The following is a 15,071-nucleotide window of genomic DNA, read 5'->3' on the forward strand; positions in this document are numbered from 1 at the left end:
GGGGATTTTTTAACTCAAATTCTCTGACACATATTCACTAAAAGACAATTAAATAAAAAGGTGGGGATTGTATAATTCATAAACTAACTGGCATATATAAAAATGTGTATGGTGCGATACGATTTTTAAGATCTGAGTGGTGCGATACTTAAAAAATACTGCTCAAAACTCCCTGTTGGCAGTTATTCAGGTATTTTCCGGCACTTTACCTACTACATTTTTGTAGAAAGACCGCATGTAAGCAAAGTCCTCTTCTTTGTTTTTTCCGGGATAAAAAGGTGCGCTTATTTTCACTTCTTTTTTACCAAAATCAAAAGCTACCATAACAATAGGAACCCCGGCCTGTTTAGCAATATAATAAAATCCGGTTTTCCATTCTTTTACGCGTTTCCTGGTACCTTCCGGTGCAAGGGCGAGTCTGAATTCGGGCCTTTTTTCAAAAAGGGAGGCAATGGCCTGAACTTTATTTTGTCCGGAAGTTCTGTCTAAAGGGGTCCCTCCCATCCACCTGAAATACCAGCCAAAAGGAGGGGTAAACAACTCTTTCTTACCCACAAAGTTAATTTGTATGCCTAAAATACCCCGTACCAGCACCCCTATGTAGAAGTCGTGCCAACTGGTATGAGGCACCACAATAACTACACATTTATTAATAGATGGAAAAGTACTGGGTATTTTCCAGCCCAACAGTTTGGTAAATATATATGTGTAAATAGATTTTTTCATTCCATAAAAAAGTTTCAGTATTTAATGACCCTTGGAATTGCTGAAACTTCTGGCGAGTTATATTTTTTCGTAAATTTCACGAAGTTTGCTACGGGTAATTTGTTTTCTCCAATCTTTCCCTATTGCATTTTCCCACAGGGGTTCTAAGCTTAAAGCAATGTCTATCATCTTATTAAAACCTTGATCACTGAGGGTACTACATATGTTTTTTCGTAAGTTAATTTCCTGTTTTTCGAGTATTCTTTTAAAAACAGAAACACCTTCGGGATAAAATGCTTCTAAATGATCAAAAACGAGACAATTTCCTTCTCCATGTTTTATACCAAACATAAAAGAGAGTCCGTAACTAAGAGCATGTGCCACACCTACCTGCGAGTATGCAATGCTCATACCTCCGTGCCAGGAAGCCATCATTAACTTATCACTGAGTTCTTCCTGTGGAAGATCACTCAAGAATACATCTAGACAAAGGTCATATGCTTTCTCTCCGTAGCTCTGGCTAAAGGTATTGAGAAAACTGCCGTTAAGAGACTCAACGCAGTGAATAAAACAATCCATTCCTGTATAGAACCATTGTTCTCTGGGTACTCCTGAGGTAAGGTCAGGATCTAAAAGTACCTGATCAAAAGGAGTATAATCAGAGTTAATACCCAGTTTTTTTTGGGGACCGGTTAGAACGGTGGTTCGGGATACCTCGGCCCCGGTGCCGCTAATGGTTGGGATACCTGCATGATACAATGCCGGTTTTTTTACCAGGTCCCATCCCTGATAACTGTCGGTTTTCCCTTCATTGGTGAGCATAATAGCTACTGCCTTAGCAAGGTCCATTACGGTACCTCCTCCTATTCCCAGGATCCCCAGAGGCTTTTTTTCAATGTTGTTTTTTATGTAAGTAACCAGTTCATCAACCTGATCGGTCTTTGGTTCTTCTGCCGCCGAAATAAAAATAATACGATCATTAAAAATAGCGGGGATCTTTGATAAAAAAGTACTCCTGTCTTCAAATACGTCGTCTATTAAAAATATAAAAGGAGCCACGTCGTCTTTGCGCATGGGAAGCAAGATCTCGTGCAAGTGCTCAAAACTTCCCCTGCCAAACATAACCCTGGGTACCATCGGAAAATTTCTATACTTCATTATTAAGACTTAATCTGTATTTTTTCATTTATCTATCACTTAAAACTTTGAAAAGGAACCTGTTACCTGCATAAAAGCGGGTATCTTGATGCATCCGGCAGAATACGATATACAACTGTTTGCGCACATTCACTCCTTATAAAAAATTCAGGACCTCTTTAATCGAGGTTAGCGTATGATACGATCCGTTTTCTTCATGTGGAGAAACCGTTTCGTGTGCCCAGGTGGTATGAAAAGGAATATGTATGGCTCTGGCCCCTATATTTACCAACGGAAGCACGTCTGATTTTAAAGAATTCCCTATCATAAGAAATTCGGAAACCGGGATCTCCAGATGCTCCAGAAGGTTAGAATAATTCGTTTCTTTTTTATCACTCAATACTTCGATATGGTGAAAATATTTAGATAGTCCGGATTTTTCCAGTTTACGTTCCTGATCCAGCAGGTCCCCTTTAGTAAGGAGGATGATCCTGTATTTTTCATACAGGCTTTCAAGCACCTCTTTCACTCCGTCCAGGAGTTCTACCGGTTTATCGATCATTTCTTTTCCTATAGAAAGGATCTCGGAAATGGTACTTACCGGTATTTTACCATTTGAAAGGTCAATAGCCGATTCGATCATGGAAAGCGTAAACCCCTTGATACCAAAACCGTATAGATTGAGGTTATCAATCTCTACTTTAAAAAGCTCCTGATCGATCTTATTTTCCGTTTCATAAGCGCTTAAGAGTCTTGCAAACCTGTGTTCTGCCTCTCTAAAATAGGTTTCGTTTACCCACAACGTATCATCTGCATCAAAACCTATAACATTGATTCCATTATAATTCATAACATAGCCTTTTTAGCTTTATCCAGGTCTTCCGGAGTATCGATTTCTATTCCGGTCACTTCAGTTTCTATCATTTTTATTTTACGTCCGTATTCCAGATACCGTATCGCTTCTATTTTTTCGGTAGCTTCTAAGGGCATCATGCGTAAAGTGGGGAAATCTACCAGTGCCTGTTTTCTAAAAGCATATATGCCTTTGTGTTTGTAATAGGTGGCTCCGGTATTCCTTGCACGCGGATACGGAATAGGTGCCCTGGAGAAGTACAGAGCAAACCCATTGGTATCTACCACTACTTTCACTGTATTCGGGTTATTGATCTCTTCAGGATCATTTATAGGGGTCATTAACGAAGCCAGGTCTATACGGCGGTCCTTATCTTCTTTAAAAACTGTGAGAAGTTTGCGAAGGCTTTCGGCCTCTGTAAAAGGCTCATCACCCTGAACATTTACCACTATATCTACTTCCATATCTGCAACTGCCTCTGCTATACGGTCACTTCCGCATTCGTGAGTTTGCCGGCTCATGATCGCTTGACCGCCATGATTGGTAATCTCATCAAAAATTAGCGAGCTGTCTGTTACCACATACACTTCACTAAAAAGGCCGGTATTTACAGTGGCCTCATAGGTGCGTAAAATTACTGTTTTACCATGCAGGTCCTGCATAAGTTTCCCCGGAAAACGTGATGCTTCATAACGGGCAGGTATCATTGAAATAACTTTCATAAAAAGTCAAATAAATGTCAAAAATAAGATTTACAAACGGATTTTCAGCTTCTGCGTGGGCGTATTTTTCTATAGAAAAGAAAAACAAGAAAAAGAATACCTATTACCAGTATTACCGCCAAAACGGGTGTAAAAACAGAGGCTGTAGCTACCACAGCCGAAGTACCGGTTTCTGCTGTAGAGACCAGAGGGTTTGCCAGGCCTCCTGTGGTGGCAGAAGACGTAAGCCGCGTAACTGATGTAGCACCTTTAATGGCAGAAGCAGTACCTCCCCCAGCGATGATGGCAAGTGTCCAGGAAACGGTAGGGTCTAGATCTGCCATGGTAGATACCATTACCGCTGTTCCTGCTATAGCAGCCAGCGGTATGGCCAGGGTGTCCAGTAAATTGTCAAACCAGGGTATGTAATAAGCAAAGATCTCGAATACCATTGCTACTCCAAAAGTAATAACGGCTGTCGTACTGCCCAGCCAAAGCCAATTGGCATTAAGGGTCCAGAGGTCAAAGTAAGCGGCCAGACTCAACACAAAAAGTGGTAAAAATACCCGAAAACCCGAAGAAGCGGCAAGACCTATTCCTAAAAAAATACTTATAATTGTTTCTGAAGTCATTATAAACAGCCCTTTCCTGCTAAGTTACTATTTATTCGTCAACAAAAAAATCACTCTTAAACCCTATTAAATACAGTTTACTGGTAGCCCGGGTAAGTGCCGTATATAACCACCTTAAGTATTCTTTATCGGTTGGGTCCTGTACATAGGGCTGCTCTATAAAAACGGTATGCCATTGCCCTCCCTGTGATTTGTGACAGGTAATTGCGTATGAGAACTTTACCTGTAGGGCATTAAAAAAGGAATTGTTCTTCACTTTTAAGAATTTGCGGTATCCTGAACTCTCCCCTTCATAATCTTTCATGACTTCCTGGTAAAGGCGGTTACCGTCTTCATAGGATAAAGCCGGTGTTTCGGCCGTGAGAGTATCCAGAAGCAGTACAGTTTCAAAAGCAGGCTGATTGGGATAATCAACCATTCGCACTTTTACCTCTGCAAAGCGGAAACCGTATAGCTCTTTGAAGGCAAAAATTTCCAGTACTTCAATAATATCGCCATTGGCGATAAAACCCGCTTCAGAATTAGATTTTAACCAGAAATAATTGTTCCTAACCACCATAAGATAATCTCCCGGTGCCAGTTCCTGATCAAGAAAAAGAATACGGCTCCGTATTTGTTGATTGTACTGATTGGCTCTTTTATTTGACCGTACGATAATGGCAGTTTCTTCTGTACCCAAAGTACTGTAAGCATCGGCAATGGCATCCTGTATTTCAGCACCGCTCATAAGCCTTATAATATCGTCAAAGCCTGAAAGCTGAAAACGAAAAATCTGTGAATACGTATTTTGAAGCTCTTTCCGAAGGTTGGTAGCATTGTATAAGATCCCGGAATCCTGAGCCTGACGCACCACCTCATCCAGTTCTGCATGTACCACATTTTTAGCGTACTGGAGTTCAAGGTTTGCTTCTTCCAGTGCCGGACTCAATGAGAGGTTCACCGGAGGTAATTGTGCCGTATCTCCAATAAAAATAAGTTTGCATTTATGTCCCGAATATACATACTGAATTAGATCATCCAGTAACGAGCCATTTTCAAAAAGCTTTGAATCACTTTGCCGATCTGAGATCATAGATGCTTCATCTATAATAAAAACCGTGTTTCGGTGTTTGTTGGGTTGTAAAACAAAACTTACACCTCCGTTTTTTTGCTTCTTAGGAAAATATATCTTTTTATGAATAGTAAAAGCGGTACGGCCCGAATAGCCTGCTATTACTTTTGCAGCACGACCGGTAGGGGCCAGCAAAACAGATTTCATGGTAGTTTTCCATAGATTGTTTACAATGGCTCCAATTATGGTAGTTTTCCCGGTTCCTGCAAAACCTTTTATTACGAACAGTGCATCACTGCGATCAGAAAGTAAAAAATCTGCCAGCATTTGTAGCACTACATCTTGTTTTCGGGTAGGTTCATGCGGAAATTTATCAATAAGTATCTTGTAAAATGTAGGTGCATTCATGAAGCTGTAATATGACTCAAAGTTAATGATGTTTTTTAAGGTCAAATAGTTTTAGCATTAAAAAAAAATTGTAGATTTGCCTAAACCACTATAATCTAATTCAAAATTACTCAAATGAAAACAGCCATTCAGATCGTTCTTTGGTTACTCAGTTTTTTCTTTGCTTACATGATATATAAATCCGTTAGAGAGCCTATCGAATTTAAAAAAGTGAAACAGGAACGTTATGCAGCGGTAATTGCAAAACTAAAGGATATCAGGGATGCACAGGAAGCTTACAGAAACGTTACCGGAAAATTTGCTAACGATTTTGAAAGCCTTGTCCGGTTTGTAGATACAGCAGATTTTACCATTACCCAACAGAGAGACTCCTCGTACATGGAGTTTGATAATGTATATAAAATTGATATGTTGAGAGAGGTAAAAATAATTGATACTCTGGGGTTTGTGCCGGTTAAAGATTCACTTTTTAAAAATTCTGACCGATATAAGACACTTATGAATGTTCCTTTTGCAGCAAACAATGAAAAGTTTGAAATGAAAGCCAACATTCTGGATAAAGAAGGATACAAAGCGGCCGTTTTCGAAGCCAAAGTAGCCAAAGATGTGGTTTTGTATGACCAACCTCAAAATCTCAGAAAGCAGGAAAACGAAATGGTCTCAGTTGATGAAGTAAACGGGCCTTTTATAATTGTAGGTTCCCTTTCTGAAGTAAGTACAAATGGTAACTGGCCAACCATTTATGACGCAAAAAAGAATCGTTAAAATACCCGACTTAACTAACAATGAACTGTCCATTCAGGTAAGCTTGAGTGGACTTTCTTTTTGTATTCTTGATACACTATCAAAAAAGATCATTCACCGGGAACACCATTCTTTAGAACAAAAATCGGGTCCCGAAGCATTACTGGGTCTTTTAAAAAGTACACTGGACACTTATCCGTTGGATGTTTTGAAAAGATTACACGTAACTCACAGTAATGAGCTTTCTGCTTTTGTACCCAAACCGCTCTTTAACAAAGATCACCTCTCAGACTATCTCAAGTTCAATATCAAAATACTGGAAAATGATGTAATATCATTTGATGAAATTGAGAACTCAGAGATCATTAATGTATATGTACCCTACATGAATGTAAACAACTATCTGTTTGATAGGTTTGGCCCCTTTGAGTACAAACACTCTGCTACACTGGTTACCACGCATTTTCTCAGGGAACGCTCAGAAAGTATTCCGGTGATGTATGCACATATGAATACCAACCATTTTGAGATTCTGGTGCTTAAAGATCGTAAACTGGTTTTTTTTAATTCTTTTGTCTATACCACTCCCGAAGATTTTATTTACTACCTCCTGTTTACAGCAGAACAATTAGATCTCAATCCCGATACTTTTGAATTACGACTTTTTGGAGCCATTGACGAATCTGGCTCTACCTATGCATACGCCTATAAATATATTAGAAATGTATCTTTCTATGAGCCTGTTGAGAAGTATGCTCTGGATGACTCTGTAAAAGAAGAAGGAACACATTCTGATTTTGTAATGAGACAGGCATTTTCATGAGGATCATTTCAGGAAAATACAGAGGAAAAAGGATCACAGCACCTTCCGGCCTGCCAGCACGCCCTACCACCGATTTTGCCAAAGAAGCACTCTTTAATATTTTAACTAATCACTACAGTTTTGAAGAGCTCTCCGTTCTTGATCTTTTTGCAGGTATTGGCAACATAAGTTATGAATTTGCCTCAAGAGGTTCACAGCAAATAACTGCGGTAGATATACATAACCGTTGTGTACAATTTATTGTAAAAACCAGTAAGGCCCTGGATATGCCCATATCTGCGATAAAAAGTGATGCTTTGAAATATCTTTCCAAAACAACAGCTACCTATGATATAATTTTTGCAGATCCCCCTTATGATTTTGACAAAGAGCTTATGGGAAAAATCGTTACCCTGGTTTTTGAAAGACAGCTTTTAAAGAAAGACGGATATTTGATTCTTGAACATTCCAAACATACACAACTAAACGAAATAGCTAACTTCGCGTATGCCAGAAAGTACGGAGGGAGCATGTTCAGTTTCTTTGAAAACATCAAAAAATAAAAAAGCAGGCCTGTAAGCCGGATTCTGTCGAGTCTTATCATTTATCTGGGATACCTGTTACCAGGCATCTCTAACCGCCTACCCTCCGGCTTGAGCGTGCCACTCTCAAAGCGCCGGTTTACATGGCGTTGCACCGTGTAGAGTTTACCGATTTCACTACAGCATTACCTGTACATACTTTCTGTTGCACTAGTCCTACCCGAAAAACGGGCGACGGGTGTTACCCGCTACACTGCACTTTGGTGTCCGGACTTTCCTCCTTTGCAAAAGCAAAAGCGATAAGACAGCCTGCCCTGCAAAGATACAAAATATAATACGGGATAAATGTTTATGTATTCTTAATACTCTTCCCGGTTACATTGTTAATAACTACCCATAAATTATACCCGGCCCCATTTTAATTATAGTATCAATTTTTATCTTTGCAACAGTACCTGTTCAATACATATCAAAAACGTATTAATGGAGCATTTTATAGTATCGGCCCGTAAATATCGTCCGCAAACTTTTAAAGATGTTGTGGGGCAACAGGCCATTACCAATACTTTATTAAATGCTATAGAAAGCAATCATCTTGCACAGGCCCTTCTGTTCTGCGGCCCCAGAGGCGTGGGGAAAACTACCTGCGCACGTATTCTCGCTAAAAAGATCAATGAGGACGGTACCCAAACACCCGATGAAGATTTTGCATTTAATATCTTTGAGTTGGATGCGGCCTCTAATAATTCAGTAGATGATATTCGAAGCCTTATAGATCAGGTACGCATACCTCCACAAACCGGAAAGTTCAAAGTATATATCATTGACGAGGTGCATATGTTGAGCCAGGCAGCTTTTAATGCCTTTCTTAAAACCCTGGAAGAACCTCCCAAGCATGCCATTTTTATCTTAGCAACTACCGAGAAGCACAAAATCATACCTACTATTCTTTCCCGATGCCAGATATTCGACTTTAAACGGATCACGATTAAGGATGCAAAAGAGTACCTTGCCTATATTGCAAAACAACAGGGTATAGAAGCAGAAGATGATGCACTTCATATTATCGCGCAAAAAGCCGATGGCGCTATGAGAGATGCTCTCTCTATTTTTGACCGGGTAGTAAGCTATTCGGGGAAACAACTCACCCGAAAAGCAGTTGCAGAAAACCTGAATGTACTCGATTATGATACCTTTCTGAGGGCCACAGATCTCATATTTGAGAATAATATCCCGCAATTACTGCTGGACTTTAACGAAACCCTCTCACACGGCTTTGACGGTCATCACTTTATTGCCGGGCTGGCCACTCATTTCAGAGATCTGATGGTTTGTAAAAACGAGGCCACACTTTCACTATTGGATGTAAGCTCAGAAACGGCCGAAAAATACAGAGAGCAGTCTAAAAAAGCAGATATTCCCATATTGCTAAAATGCATAGAGCTCGCCAATGAGTGCGACCTTAATTATAAGACCAGTAAAAACCAACGCCTGCTGGTTGAACTGTGCCTCATGCAACTTGCCTCCGTTACTTTTAACGGAGAAAAAAAAAATAGCAACGAGTACATAATCCCAAGTACCCATTTTACAGAAGTACCCGTTTACCACACTACGACAAAACCTGCTGAAAATAGTCTGGAAGCAGCCGTAAAAACTCCTGAAACCCACACAGAAGAATACATACAAAAGCCTCAACCCGTTGCCGTAAACGAGCCCGAGCCCATGTTTCCTTCAGAAAGCCGGTTTTCAGATACAACTAAAAAAGAGACCCCGCCTCTGGGTAAAAAAGTTTCAGGGCTTTCGCTCTCCAGTATCCGCGCCAAAAAAGAATTTGAGAAAAACAAGCGTGCTAACCATTCTGTACAAACAAAGAAGCTTCCGGAAGACACTTTTACTGAAGAAAAACTGGTGAATACCTGGGAATTGTATGTCGCCCAACTGGATAAGCAGGGGAAAAAGATCATGGCCTCCAACCTGTCTGCCGATACACCCAAATTAAAAGAAAACCATATCATCTGGATCGAACTCCCCAATGAAACCATGAAAAAAGAGATTGAAAGGGAGAGTTATCCGCTAATGGAATATCTTAAAGACACCCTTAACAATCACAAAATAGAGCTCGAGATCTCGGTTAATGAAACGACAGCCAAGAAATATGCGTTCACACCCATTGAAAAATATGAGAAGTTAAGAGAAAAAAACCCTCAAATAGACGTACTTCGCAAAACATTTGATCTGGATATATAAGCCGCCGTTTATCAAACCGTTTTTCAAGAAAGGTCATAAATTAAATTAATATGTTAGGATTAAAACTTCCCACCGACCCCAGATGGGTAAATATAGTAGAAAAGAACATAGAAGAAATATTGACAGATCACGCATGGTGTGAGCAAAAAGCAGCCAGCACTGCCATTTCTCTGATTGTTACCTACCCCGAGCATACAGAACTGGTAAAGGCCATGACCGCACTGGCAAAAGAAGAGATGAGCCATTTTAAAATGGTGCATGATAAAATACTGGCAAGGGGTTGGGTTTTAGGCAGAGAACGAAAAGATGAATATGTGCGTGCTTTAATGACCTTTTTCCCTAAGGGTGGTAACCGCACCACCATGTTGGTACATCGCTTACTATATGCTGCACTTATTGAAGCACGAAGCTGTGAGCGTTTCCGGTTGCTTTCTGAAAATATTGCCGATAAAGAACTTGCAGATTTTTACCGGAGCCTCATGGCCAGTGAAGCCAACCACTACACCATGTTCCTTAAATTTGCCAGAGAGTATGGCAACCGGGAAGAGGTTGACAAAAAGTGGCAGGCCCTTTTAAGTTTTGAAGCAGAGCTTATGAAAGACCTGGGCAAAAAAGAAACCATGCATGGCTAATACGGAATATATTAGCAAAAGGCTAACCTTATTCCCTTAATTTTATCATAAAATTTACGGATTAGTTATGTTTTTCTTAACTATAACCCGTTATTTATTTTATCTTCGAAAAATTATAAAATCAATCAAATACTTATGAAGTCAAGAATCATTCTATTCTTCTTTTCGCTACTACTGGTTTCCTGTGGTAAAGAAAAAGAAGAAAAAGACTCTTCGGAGTTTCAGGTACCGGTAGATTACTATACCCTGGATAACGGATTAAAAGTCATTCTATCTCAGGATAAAACCGCACCTACAGCTATTGTTGCCGTGTATTACAACATCGGATTCCGGATTGAGCCCAAAGACCGTACAGGGTTTGCACACCTTTTTGAACATATGATGTTCCAGGGTTCACAGAATCTGGGAAAAATGGAATTTATTCAACTGGTACAAAAAAACGGAGGTGTCTTGAATGGCTCTACCCGTTTTGACTTTACCAATTACTTTGAGATCGTACCCTCTCATAAACTGGAAACCATGTTATGGGCAGAAGCAGACCGTATGAAAGGGCTGGATATTACCCAGGAAAACCTTACCAACCAGCAGGGCGTGGTTAAAAATGAAGTAAAAGTAAACGTACTGAACAGGCCTTACGGAGGTTTCCCCTGGCTGGACATGCCGCAATACGCCAATACCAACTGGTACAATGCACATAATTTTTATGGAGATCTCAAAGACCTCGATGCTGCTACCCTTGAAGATGTTTCTGCTTTTTTCAAAACTTACTATGCTCCCAATAATGCAGCTTTGGCCATAGTTGGTGATTTTGAGACTGAGCAGGCCAAAGAGTGGATACAAAAATACTTTGGGAATATCCCCGCTTCCGAACTACCGGAGCAACCCGATATTTCTGAACCAAAACAGGTAGAGCAAAAAGAATTTGTAAAAATAGATTCTCTGGCCAATAAACCTGCTATTGCATTAGCCTACCATATGCCGGAACGCAATACTCCCGAATATTATGCCATGGGGCTCCTGGATCAGATCCTTCTTCAGGGAGACAATAGTTTGTTAACGCAAAAACTGCGTAATGAAAAAGGATTTACTTCTTTCGTAGGAGGCGGCATCAACTATCTGGGTAATATGTTTAACTACAAAGGCCCCATGTTATGGATGTTTAACCTTACGTATGATGATGAATCTTCACGAGATGAGATCGTAGCTTCTGTAGATGAGGTTATTGAGGGTCTTTCACAAAATGGAGTTACTCAGGAAATGCTTGATAATGCACTTGTAAAAATACGTTCTAATCTGTATGATGAACTGGGAGGTACCTTTGGATTGGGACGTGCAGATCTCTTATGCAGTTTTGCCTTATTTGATGATAATCCCGCACGTATAAACGATCTTGAAAAAGAGTTTAAGAACATTACTCCGGAGATCATTAATAATACCATTAACGAGTATCTAAGGAAAACCAACCGAACTATACTCACGGTAAAACCATTGGCCAATCAATAAAATAATTTGCATTATGAAAAATATATTCATTTTAGTACTACTAAGTATCTTCACAGGTACGGCACTTCATGCGCAGGAAAAAGAGCTTCCTCCCCCGGGTGGCGAGCCTAAGGATTTTACATTACCTGAAAAAGAGGTAGTAATGCTTGACAACGGCCTTCGTCTGGTTATGATACCCTACGGAAGTATCCCTAAAGCAACTATTAATGTTATAGTAAAAACGGGTAATATACATGAGAAAGAAGATCAGGTTTGGTTATGTGACTTAATGGGAGATCTAATGCAGGAAGGGACCGATTCTTTGAATGCCAAGCAAATTGCCGATAAAATGGCCGGTATGGGAGGTAATCTCGGAGTTTCGGTAAGTAATCACAACCTTTCTTTGGGAAGTTCGGTGCTTTATGAGTTTGCACCCGATGCCATTTCTTTAATAGCTGATGTTTTGAGAAACCCGGGATGGCCCGAAAGCGAGGTAGAAAGACTTAAAAACAACATTAAGCGAAATGTTACCGTTTCCTTATCCAATCCGCAATCTCAGGCACGTGCCAGTTTTTTCAGTACTCTGTATCCCGATCATCCCTATGGAAGAGTTTTCCCTTCGGTTGAAATGATTGACAGCTACCAGGTTGAAAATGTAAAAGCGTTTTATGATGCCAATGTAGGCGCACAACGAACCACTGTATATGTAGCGGGTAAATTTGATAAAACTGCGGTAGAAAAAGCGGTACGCGATGCTTTTCAAGACTGGAAGAAGGGCCCTGAAAACCAGTATCCTGCAGCTACCGTTTCGGCGGTGCCCAGCGTTCAGGTAATAGACCGGCCCAACGCACCACAGTCTACCATACTCTACGGACTTCCGGTAGTTGATCCTTCACATCCTGATTATGTAGCACTGGATGTTACCAATTCTATACTGGGTGGGTCTTTTGGCTCCAGGATCACAAGTAACATTCGTGAAGATAAGGGATATACCTACTCCCCCAGCAGTTCTATAGACAGCAGATACCGAAGTGCCATTTGGGCAGAAAGAGCTGATGTAACTACTGAGTTTACGGGAGCTTCCCTGCAGGAGATCAACAATGAGATCATTAGATTACAGAATGAACCTCCTACTGAAGAAGAACTGGACGGTATTAAAAAATATGAGTCGGGCTTATTTGTACTTCAAAACTCTACCCCCGGCGGTATTATAGGGCAACTTAACTTTCTGGATATTCACGGGCTGGATGAATCGTACCTTAAGAACCTGGTAAAGAATATTAATGCGGTAACGCCGGAACAAATACAGGAAATGACCCAAAAATATATTCAACCTGATAAAATGACGCTTGTGGTAGTGGGTGATAAAAAGCAGGTGGAAGAACAATTAAAAGAGCATAAGAATAAGTTGAAGGACTAATTCTGTTCTTATTAAAATACAAACCCCGTAACTCTGGTTACGGGGTTTTTTATTGTAAATATATACCCCATGAGTTTTGATAGATACATGAAAAAGAAAAAACACACATTATAGGGCTTATGCTTTTTTGGGGTAAAGTGCCTTTTCTAACTTGGTTATTTGTGCGCTAATGTTTTTTTCATTTGCAATGTACCTGTCTAAGAATGACTGTCTGGAGTTTTTTGAGAAAAATTCCCAATTATTGATAATGCTGCGAACCAGATGTTTTAAGCTACCTTTTTGGTGAGGTTTTAAAAAGAACCCATTTTTATTTTCTAATACTATCTCTTTTATACCTCCCACTTGGTTGGCAAGTATTGGGGTTGCGGTTGCAAGTGCCTCTACGTTAACCAGGCCAAAAGCTTCTTCTTCGCTTGCTGAAATATGTATTAATGAATTTTCCATGTAACTGTAAACTGTCTTAAGGTTAACTAACCCTGTGAATACTACGTTATCCTGTATTTTTAAATCCCGGCATTGTTTTTCTAGGTTTGTACGCTCTTTTCCATCTCCTACTATATATATTTTCATATCTGGGAAAAAAGTAAGCAGATCTGGAATACTGTTGATAATCTTAGCGTGACCTTTACTTTTATCTAACCTTGCCACAAATGAAATGGCCAGTTCTCTTTCATTTTTATTTTTAATGGTATTATTTTTAATGGGGTCTGGAAGTAAACAGTTAAAAACCAAAACTTTGTTTGTAATTTTATATTCTTTAATTAAATCTGCTTTTGTGGCTTCTGAATTTGTCATAACCAATGTGCAACAGTACTCTATAAGGTTTCTTTTAACCCAATGTTGAAGAGATGTCTTGACTTTATTGGCGGTTACATCAATTCTAAGTTGATGGAACATGGTATGCCAGTAGATAACTCTATTGGGTACACGAAATAATTTACCAACCACTAAGTTTATGTTTGTAGAACCAAACTGCCCGATGATCACATCTGGTTTAAACTCTTTGATAAGAGATATAAAGAACATGACGTCTTTAAATCTTGTTGGTCTCTTACTTGGCCACGTTTTGTAAGTAATAGAACTTGTAGGGTTTATGTAGGTATGGTTCTGGTCGAAAACAATAATAACTTTATGTCCTCTATTATCGAGGTGTTCGGCCAGATACCGAAAATAATTTGGGATGGCCCTGCCAAAAGCACTGGTAGATATGATATAGGTTCTCATTTTTCTATGGTATAGCCAAATATTCTCGTATATGGCAGTTACGGGTTTTAAGTTACTGTTTTTTGGTTAAGTACTTACTTTTTTGCACTTCTGAGTGCCTGCCTGCAGGCAGACAGGGATTGGGGAGCAGTTGCATATGAAGTTATTATGGTTATACATTGTTAAAAAAAATACCTGCAGTTGTTCAATCGGGATCACTGCCTTATTTTTTCTTTTCAACTATTTTTCTTAATGATTTGAATATGGTGCATTTGGGATCTTGCAATACTTTATTTTCAAAACTAAACCAATTTTATTTGATGTTCAAGTTTTCATTTTTTGGTTTTGTTGGTTTTATTGGTTTTTGCTGGTCTAAAAAGGAAGGTAAAAAGGGGTGTTTTTCTAAAAAGCTTTTGGTACTAATTCTGTACTCATTTCATATTGTGGCTAATGCTTACATATACGTATGGCGGTTATTACTAACATAGCAATGATGGTTTGTTTTTATGTAT

14 protein-coding genes and 1 other RNA gene are annotated in these 15,071 nt (G+C 39.6%); 7 read left to right on the forward strand and 8 right to left on the reverse strand.

Annotated features, from left to right (window positions below; genetic code table 11):
• Positions 1–186: 186 nt before the first annotated feature.
• From WAO84_RS14310 to WAO84_RS14335, 6 genes are all read right to left on the reverse strand, one after another.
• On the reverse strand, positions 187–726 hold the full coding sequence (locus WAO84_RS14310) for a 1-acyl-sn-glycerol-3-phosphate acyltransferase (protein WP_340066637.1): 540 nt from the start codon (positions 724–726) through the stop codon (positions 187–189).
• A 57-nt stretch (positions 727–783) separates the two neighbouring features.
• Entirely contained in the window at positions 784–1,863 is a 1,080-nt protein-coding gene (locus WAO84_RS14315) for an iron-containing alcohol dehydrogenase family protein (protein ID WP_340066639.1), read from the reverse strand.
• A gap of 136 nt (positions 1,864–1,999) precedes the next feature.
• Complete coding sequence (locus WAO84_RS14320; protein WP_340066641.1) at positions 2,000–2,692, reverse strand: HAD family hydrolase; 693 nt, start codon at positions 2,690–2,692, stop codon at positions 2,000–2,002.
• A complete protein-coding gene (gene kdsB / locus WAO84_RS14325; RefSeq protein WP_340066642.1) occupies positions 2,689–3,417 on the reverse strand; it encodes a 3-deoxy-manno-octulosonate cytidylyltransferase in 729 nt (242 codons plus the stop codon). Before kdsB ends, WAO84_RS14320 begins: the two co-directional genes overlap by 4 nt.
• Before the next feature lie 44 nt (positions 3,418–3,461).
• The gene (locus WAO84_RS14330; protein WP_340066643.1) at positions 3,462–4,028 is read right to left on the reverse strand and encodes a DUF4126 domain-containing protein; all 567 of its coding nucleotides are present in this window, start codon (positions 4,026–4,028) and stop codon (positions 3,462–3,464) included.
• A 31-nt stretch (positions 4,029–4,059) separates the two neighbouring features.
• Positions 4,060–5,487: an ATP-dependent DNA helicase gene (locus WAO84_RS14335; protein ID WP_340066658.1), complete on the reverse strand. Its 1,428-nt coding sequence runs from the start codon at positions 5,485–5,487 to the stop codon at positions 4,060–4,062.
• A gap of 114 nt (positions 5,488–5,601) precedes the next feature.
• On the opposite strand from WAO84_RS14335, the gene WAO84_RS14340 reads away from it, so the two are divergent.
• Genes WAO84_RS14340 through rsmD form a run of 3 tightly spaced genes read left to right on the forward strand, consistent with a single transcriptional unit; the run spans position 5,602 to position 7,596 of the window.
• The gene (locus tag WAO84_RS14340; protein WP_340066645.1) at positions 5,602–6,252 is read left to right on the forward strand and encodes a hypothetical protein; all 651 of its coding nucleotides are present in this window, start codon (positions 5,602–5,604) and stop codon (positions 6,250–6,252) included.
• Entirely contained in the window at positions 6,230–7,054 is an 825-nt protein-coding gene (locus tag WAO84_RS14345) for a DUF3822 family protein (protein ID WP_340066647.1), read from the forward strand. The genes WAO84_RS14340 and WAO84_RS14345 overlap by 23 nt, the downstream gene beginning before the upstream one ends.
• Positions 7,051–7,596, forward strand: coding sequence for a 16S rRNA (guanine(966)-N(2))-methyltransferase RsmD (gene rsmD / locus WAO84_RS14350; protein WP_340066649.1), 546 nt, complete (start codon positions 7,051–7,053; stop codon positions 7,594–7,596). The genes WAO84_RS14345 and rsmD overlap by 4 nt, the downstream gene beginning before the upstream one ends.
• Here the strand turns inward: rsmD and rnpB are convergent.
• Positions 7,594–7,891, reverse strand: an RNA gene (gene rnpB / locus WAO84_RS14355) — RNase P RNA component class A. The two genes, rsmD and rnpB, sit on opposite strands and share 3 nt — an antisense overlap.
• Before the next feature lie 167 nt (positions 7,892–8,058).
• On the opposite strand from rnpB, the gene WAO84_RS14360 reads away from it, so the two are divergent.
• The 4 genes from WAO84_RS14360 (at position 8,059) to WAO84_RS14375 (ending at position 13,356) form a co-directional block, all read left to right on the forward strand.
• The gene (locus tag WAO84_RS14360; protein ID WP_340066651.1) at positions 8,059–9,822 is read left to right on the forward strand and encodes a DNA polymerase III subunit gamma/tau; all 1,764 of its coding nucleotides are present in this window, start codon (positions 8,059–8,061) and stop codon (positions 9,820–9,822) included.
• A gap of 50 nt (positions 9,823–9,872) precedes the next feature.
• Positions 9,873–10,454: a MiaE family protein gene (locus WAO84_RS14365; RefSeq protein WP_340066652.1), complete on the forward strand. Its 582-nt coding sequence runs from the start codon at positions 9,873–9,875 to the stop codon at positions 10,452–10,454.
• 135 nt (positions 10,455–10,589) lie between these two features.
• Entirely contained in the window at positions 10,590–11,957 is a 1,368-nt protein-coding gene (locus tag WAO84_RS14370) for a M16 family metallopeptidase (RefSeq protein ID WP_340066653.1), read from the forward strand.
• Between the two features lie 13 nt (positions 11,958–11,970).
• A complete protein-coding gene (locus tag WAO84_RS14375) occupies positions 11,971–13,356 on the forward strand; it encodes a M16 family metallopeptidase (protein WP_340066654.1) in 1,386 nt (461 codons plus the stop codon).
• Between the two features lie 117 nt (positions 13,357–13,473).
• Here WAO84_RS14375 and WAO84_RS14380 read toward each other — a convergent pair whose 3' ends face one another.
• Entirely contained in the window at positions 13,474–14,580 is a 1,107-nt protein-coding gene (locus WAO84_RS14380; RefSeq protein ID WP_340066656.1) for a glycosyltransferase, read from the reverse strand.
• Between the last annotated feature and the right edge of the window lie 491 nt (positions 14,581–15,071).

Source organism: Ascidiimonas aurantiaca (assembly GCF_037646345.1).
In the GTDB taxonomy this organism is placed as follows: Bacteria; Bacteroidota; Bacteroidia; order Flavobacteriales; family Flavobacteriaceae; genus Ascidiimonas; species Ascidiimonas aurantiaca.

Excerpts from the sequence above, each read along its gene's own strand:
- WAO84_RS14310 (WP_340066637.1), bottom strand. The coding sequence starts at position 726 with ATGAAAAAATCTATTTACACATATATATTTACCAAACTGTTGGGCTGG.
- WAO84_RS14315 (WP_340066639.1), bottom strand. The coding sequence starts at position 1,863 with ATGAAGTATAGAAATTTTCCGATGGTACCCAGGGTTATGTTTGGCAGG.
- WAO84_RS14320 (WP_340066641.1), bottom strand. The coding sequence starts at position 2,692 with ATGAATTATAATGGAATCAATGTTATAGGTTTTGATGCAGATGATACG.
- kdsB (WP_340066642.1), bottom strand. The coding sequence starts at position 3,417 with ATGAAAGTTATTTCAATGATACCTGCCCGTTATGAAGCATCACGTTTT.
- WAO84_RS14330 (WP_340066643.1), bottom strand. The coding sequence starts at position 4,028 with ATGACTTCAGAAACAATTATAAGTATTTTTTTAGGAATAGGTCTTGCC.
- WAO84_RS14335 (WP_340066658.1), bottom strand. The coding sequence starts at position 5,487 with ATGAATGCACCTACATTTTACAAGATACTTATTGATAAATTTCCGCAT.
- WAO84_RS14340 (WP_340066645.1), top strand. The coding sequence starts at position 5,602 with ATGAAAACAGCCATTCAGATCGTTCTTTGGTTACTCAGTTTTTTCTTT.
- WAO84_RS14345 (WP_340066647.1), top strand. The coding sequence starts at position 6,230 with ATGACGCAAAAAAGAATCGTTAAAATACCCGACTTAACTAACAATGAA.
- rsmD (WP_340066649.1), top strand. The coding sequence starts at position 7,051 with ATGAGGATCATTTCAGGAAAATACAGAGGAAAAAGGATCACAGCACCT.
- WAO84_RS14360 (WP_340066651.1), top strand. The coding sequence starts at position 8,059 with ATGGAGCATTTTATAGTATCGGCCCGTAAATATCGTCCGCAAACTTTT.
- WAO84_RS14365 (WP_340066652.1), top strand. The coding sequence starts at position 9,873 with ATGTTAGGATTAAAACTTCCCACCGACCCCAGATGGGTAAATATAGTA.
- WAO84_RS14370 (WP_340066653.1), top strand. The coding sequence starts at position 10,590 with ATGAAGTCAAGAATCATTCTATTCTTCTTTTCGCTACTACTGGTTTCC.
- WAO84_RS14375 (WP_340066654.1), top strand. The coding sequence starts at position 11,971 with ATGAAAAATATATTCATTTTAGTACTACTAAGTATCTTCACAGGTACG.
- WAO84_RS14380 (WP_340066656.1), bottom strand. The coding sequence starts at position 14,580 with ATGAGAACCTATATCATATCTACCAGTGCTTTTGGCAGGGCCATCCCA.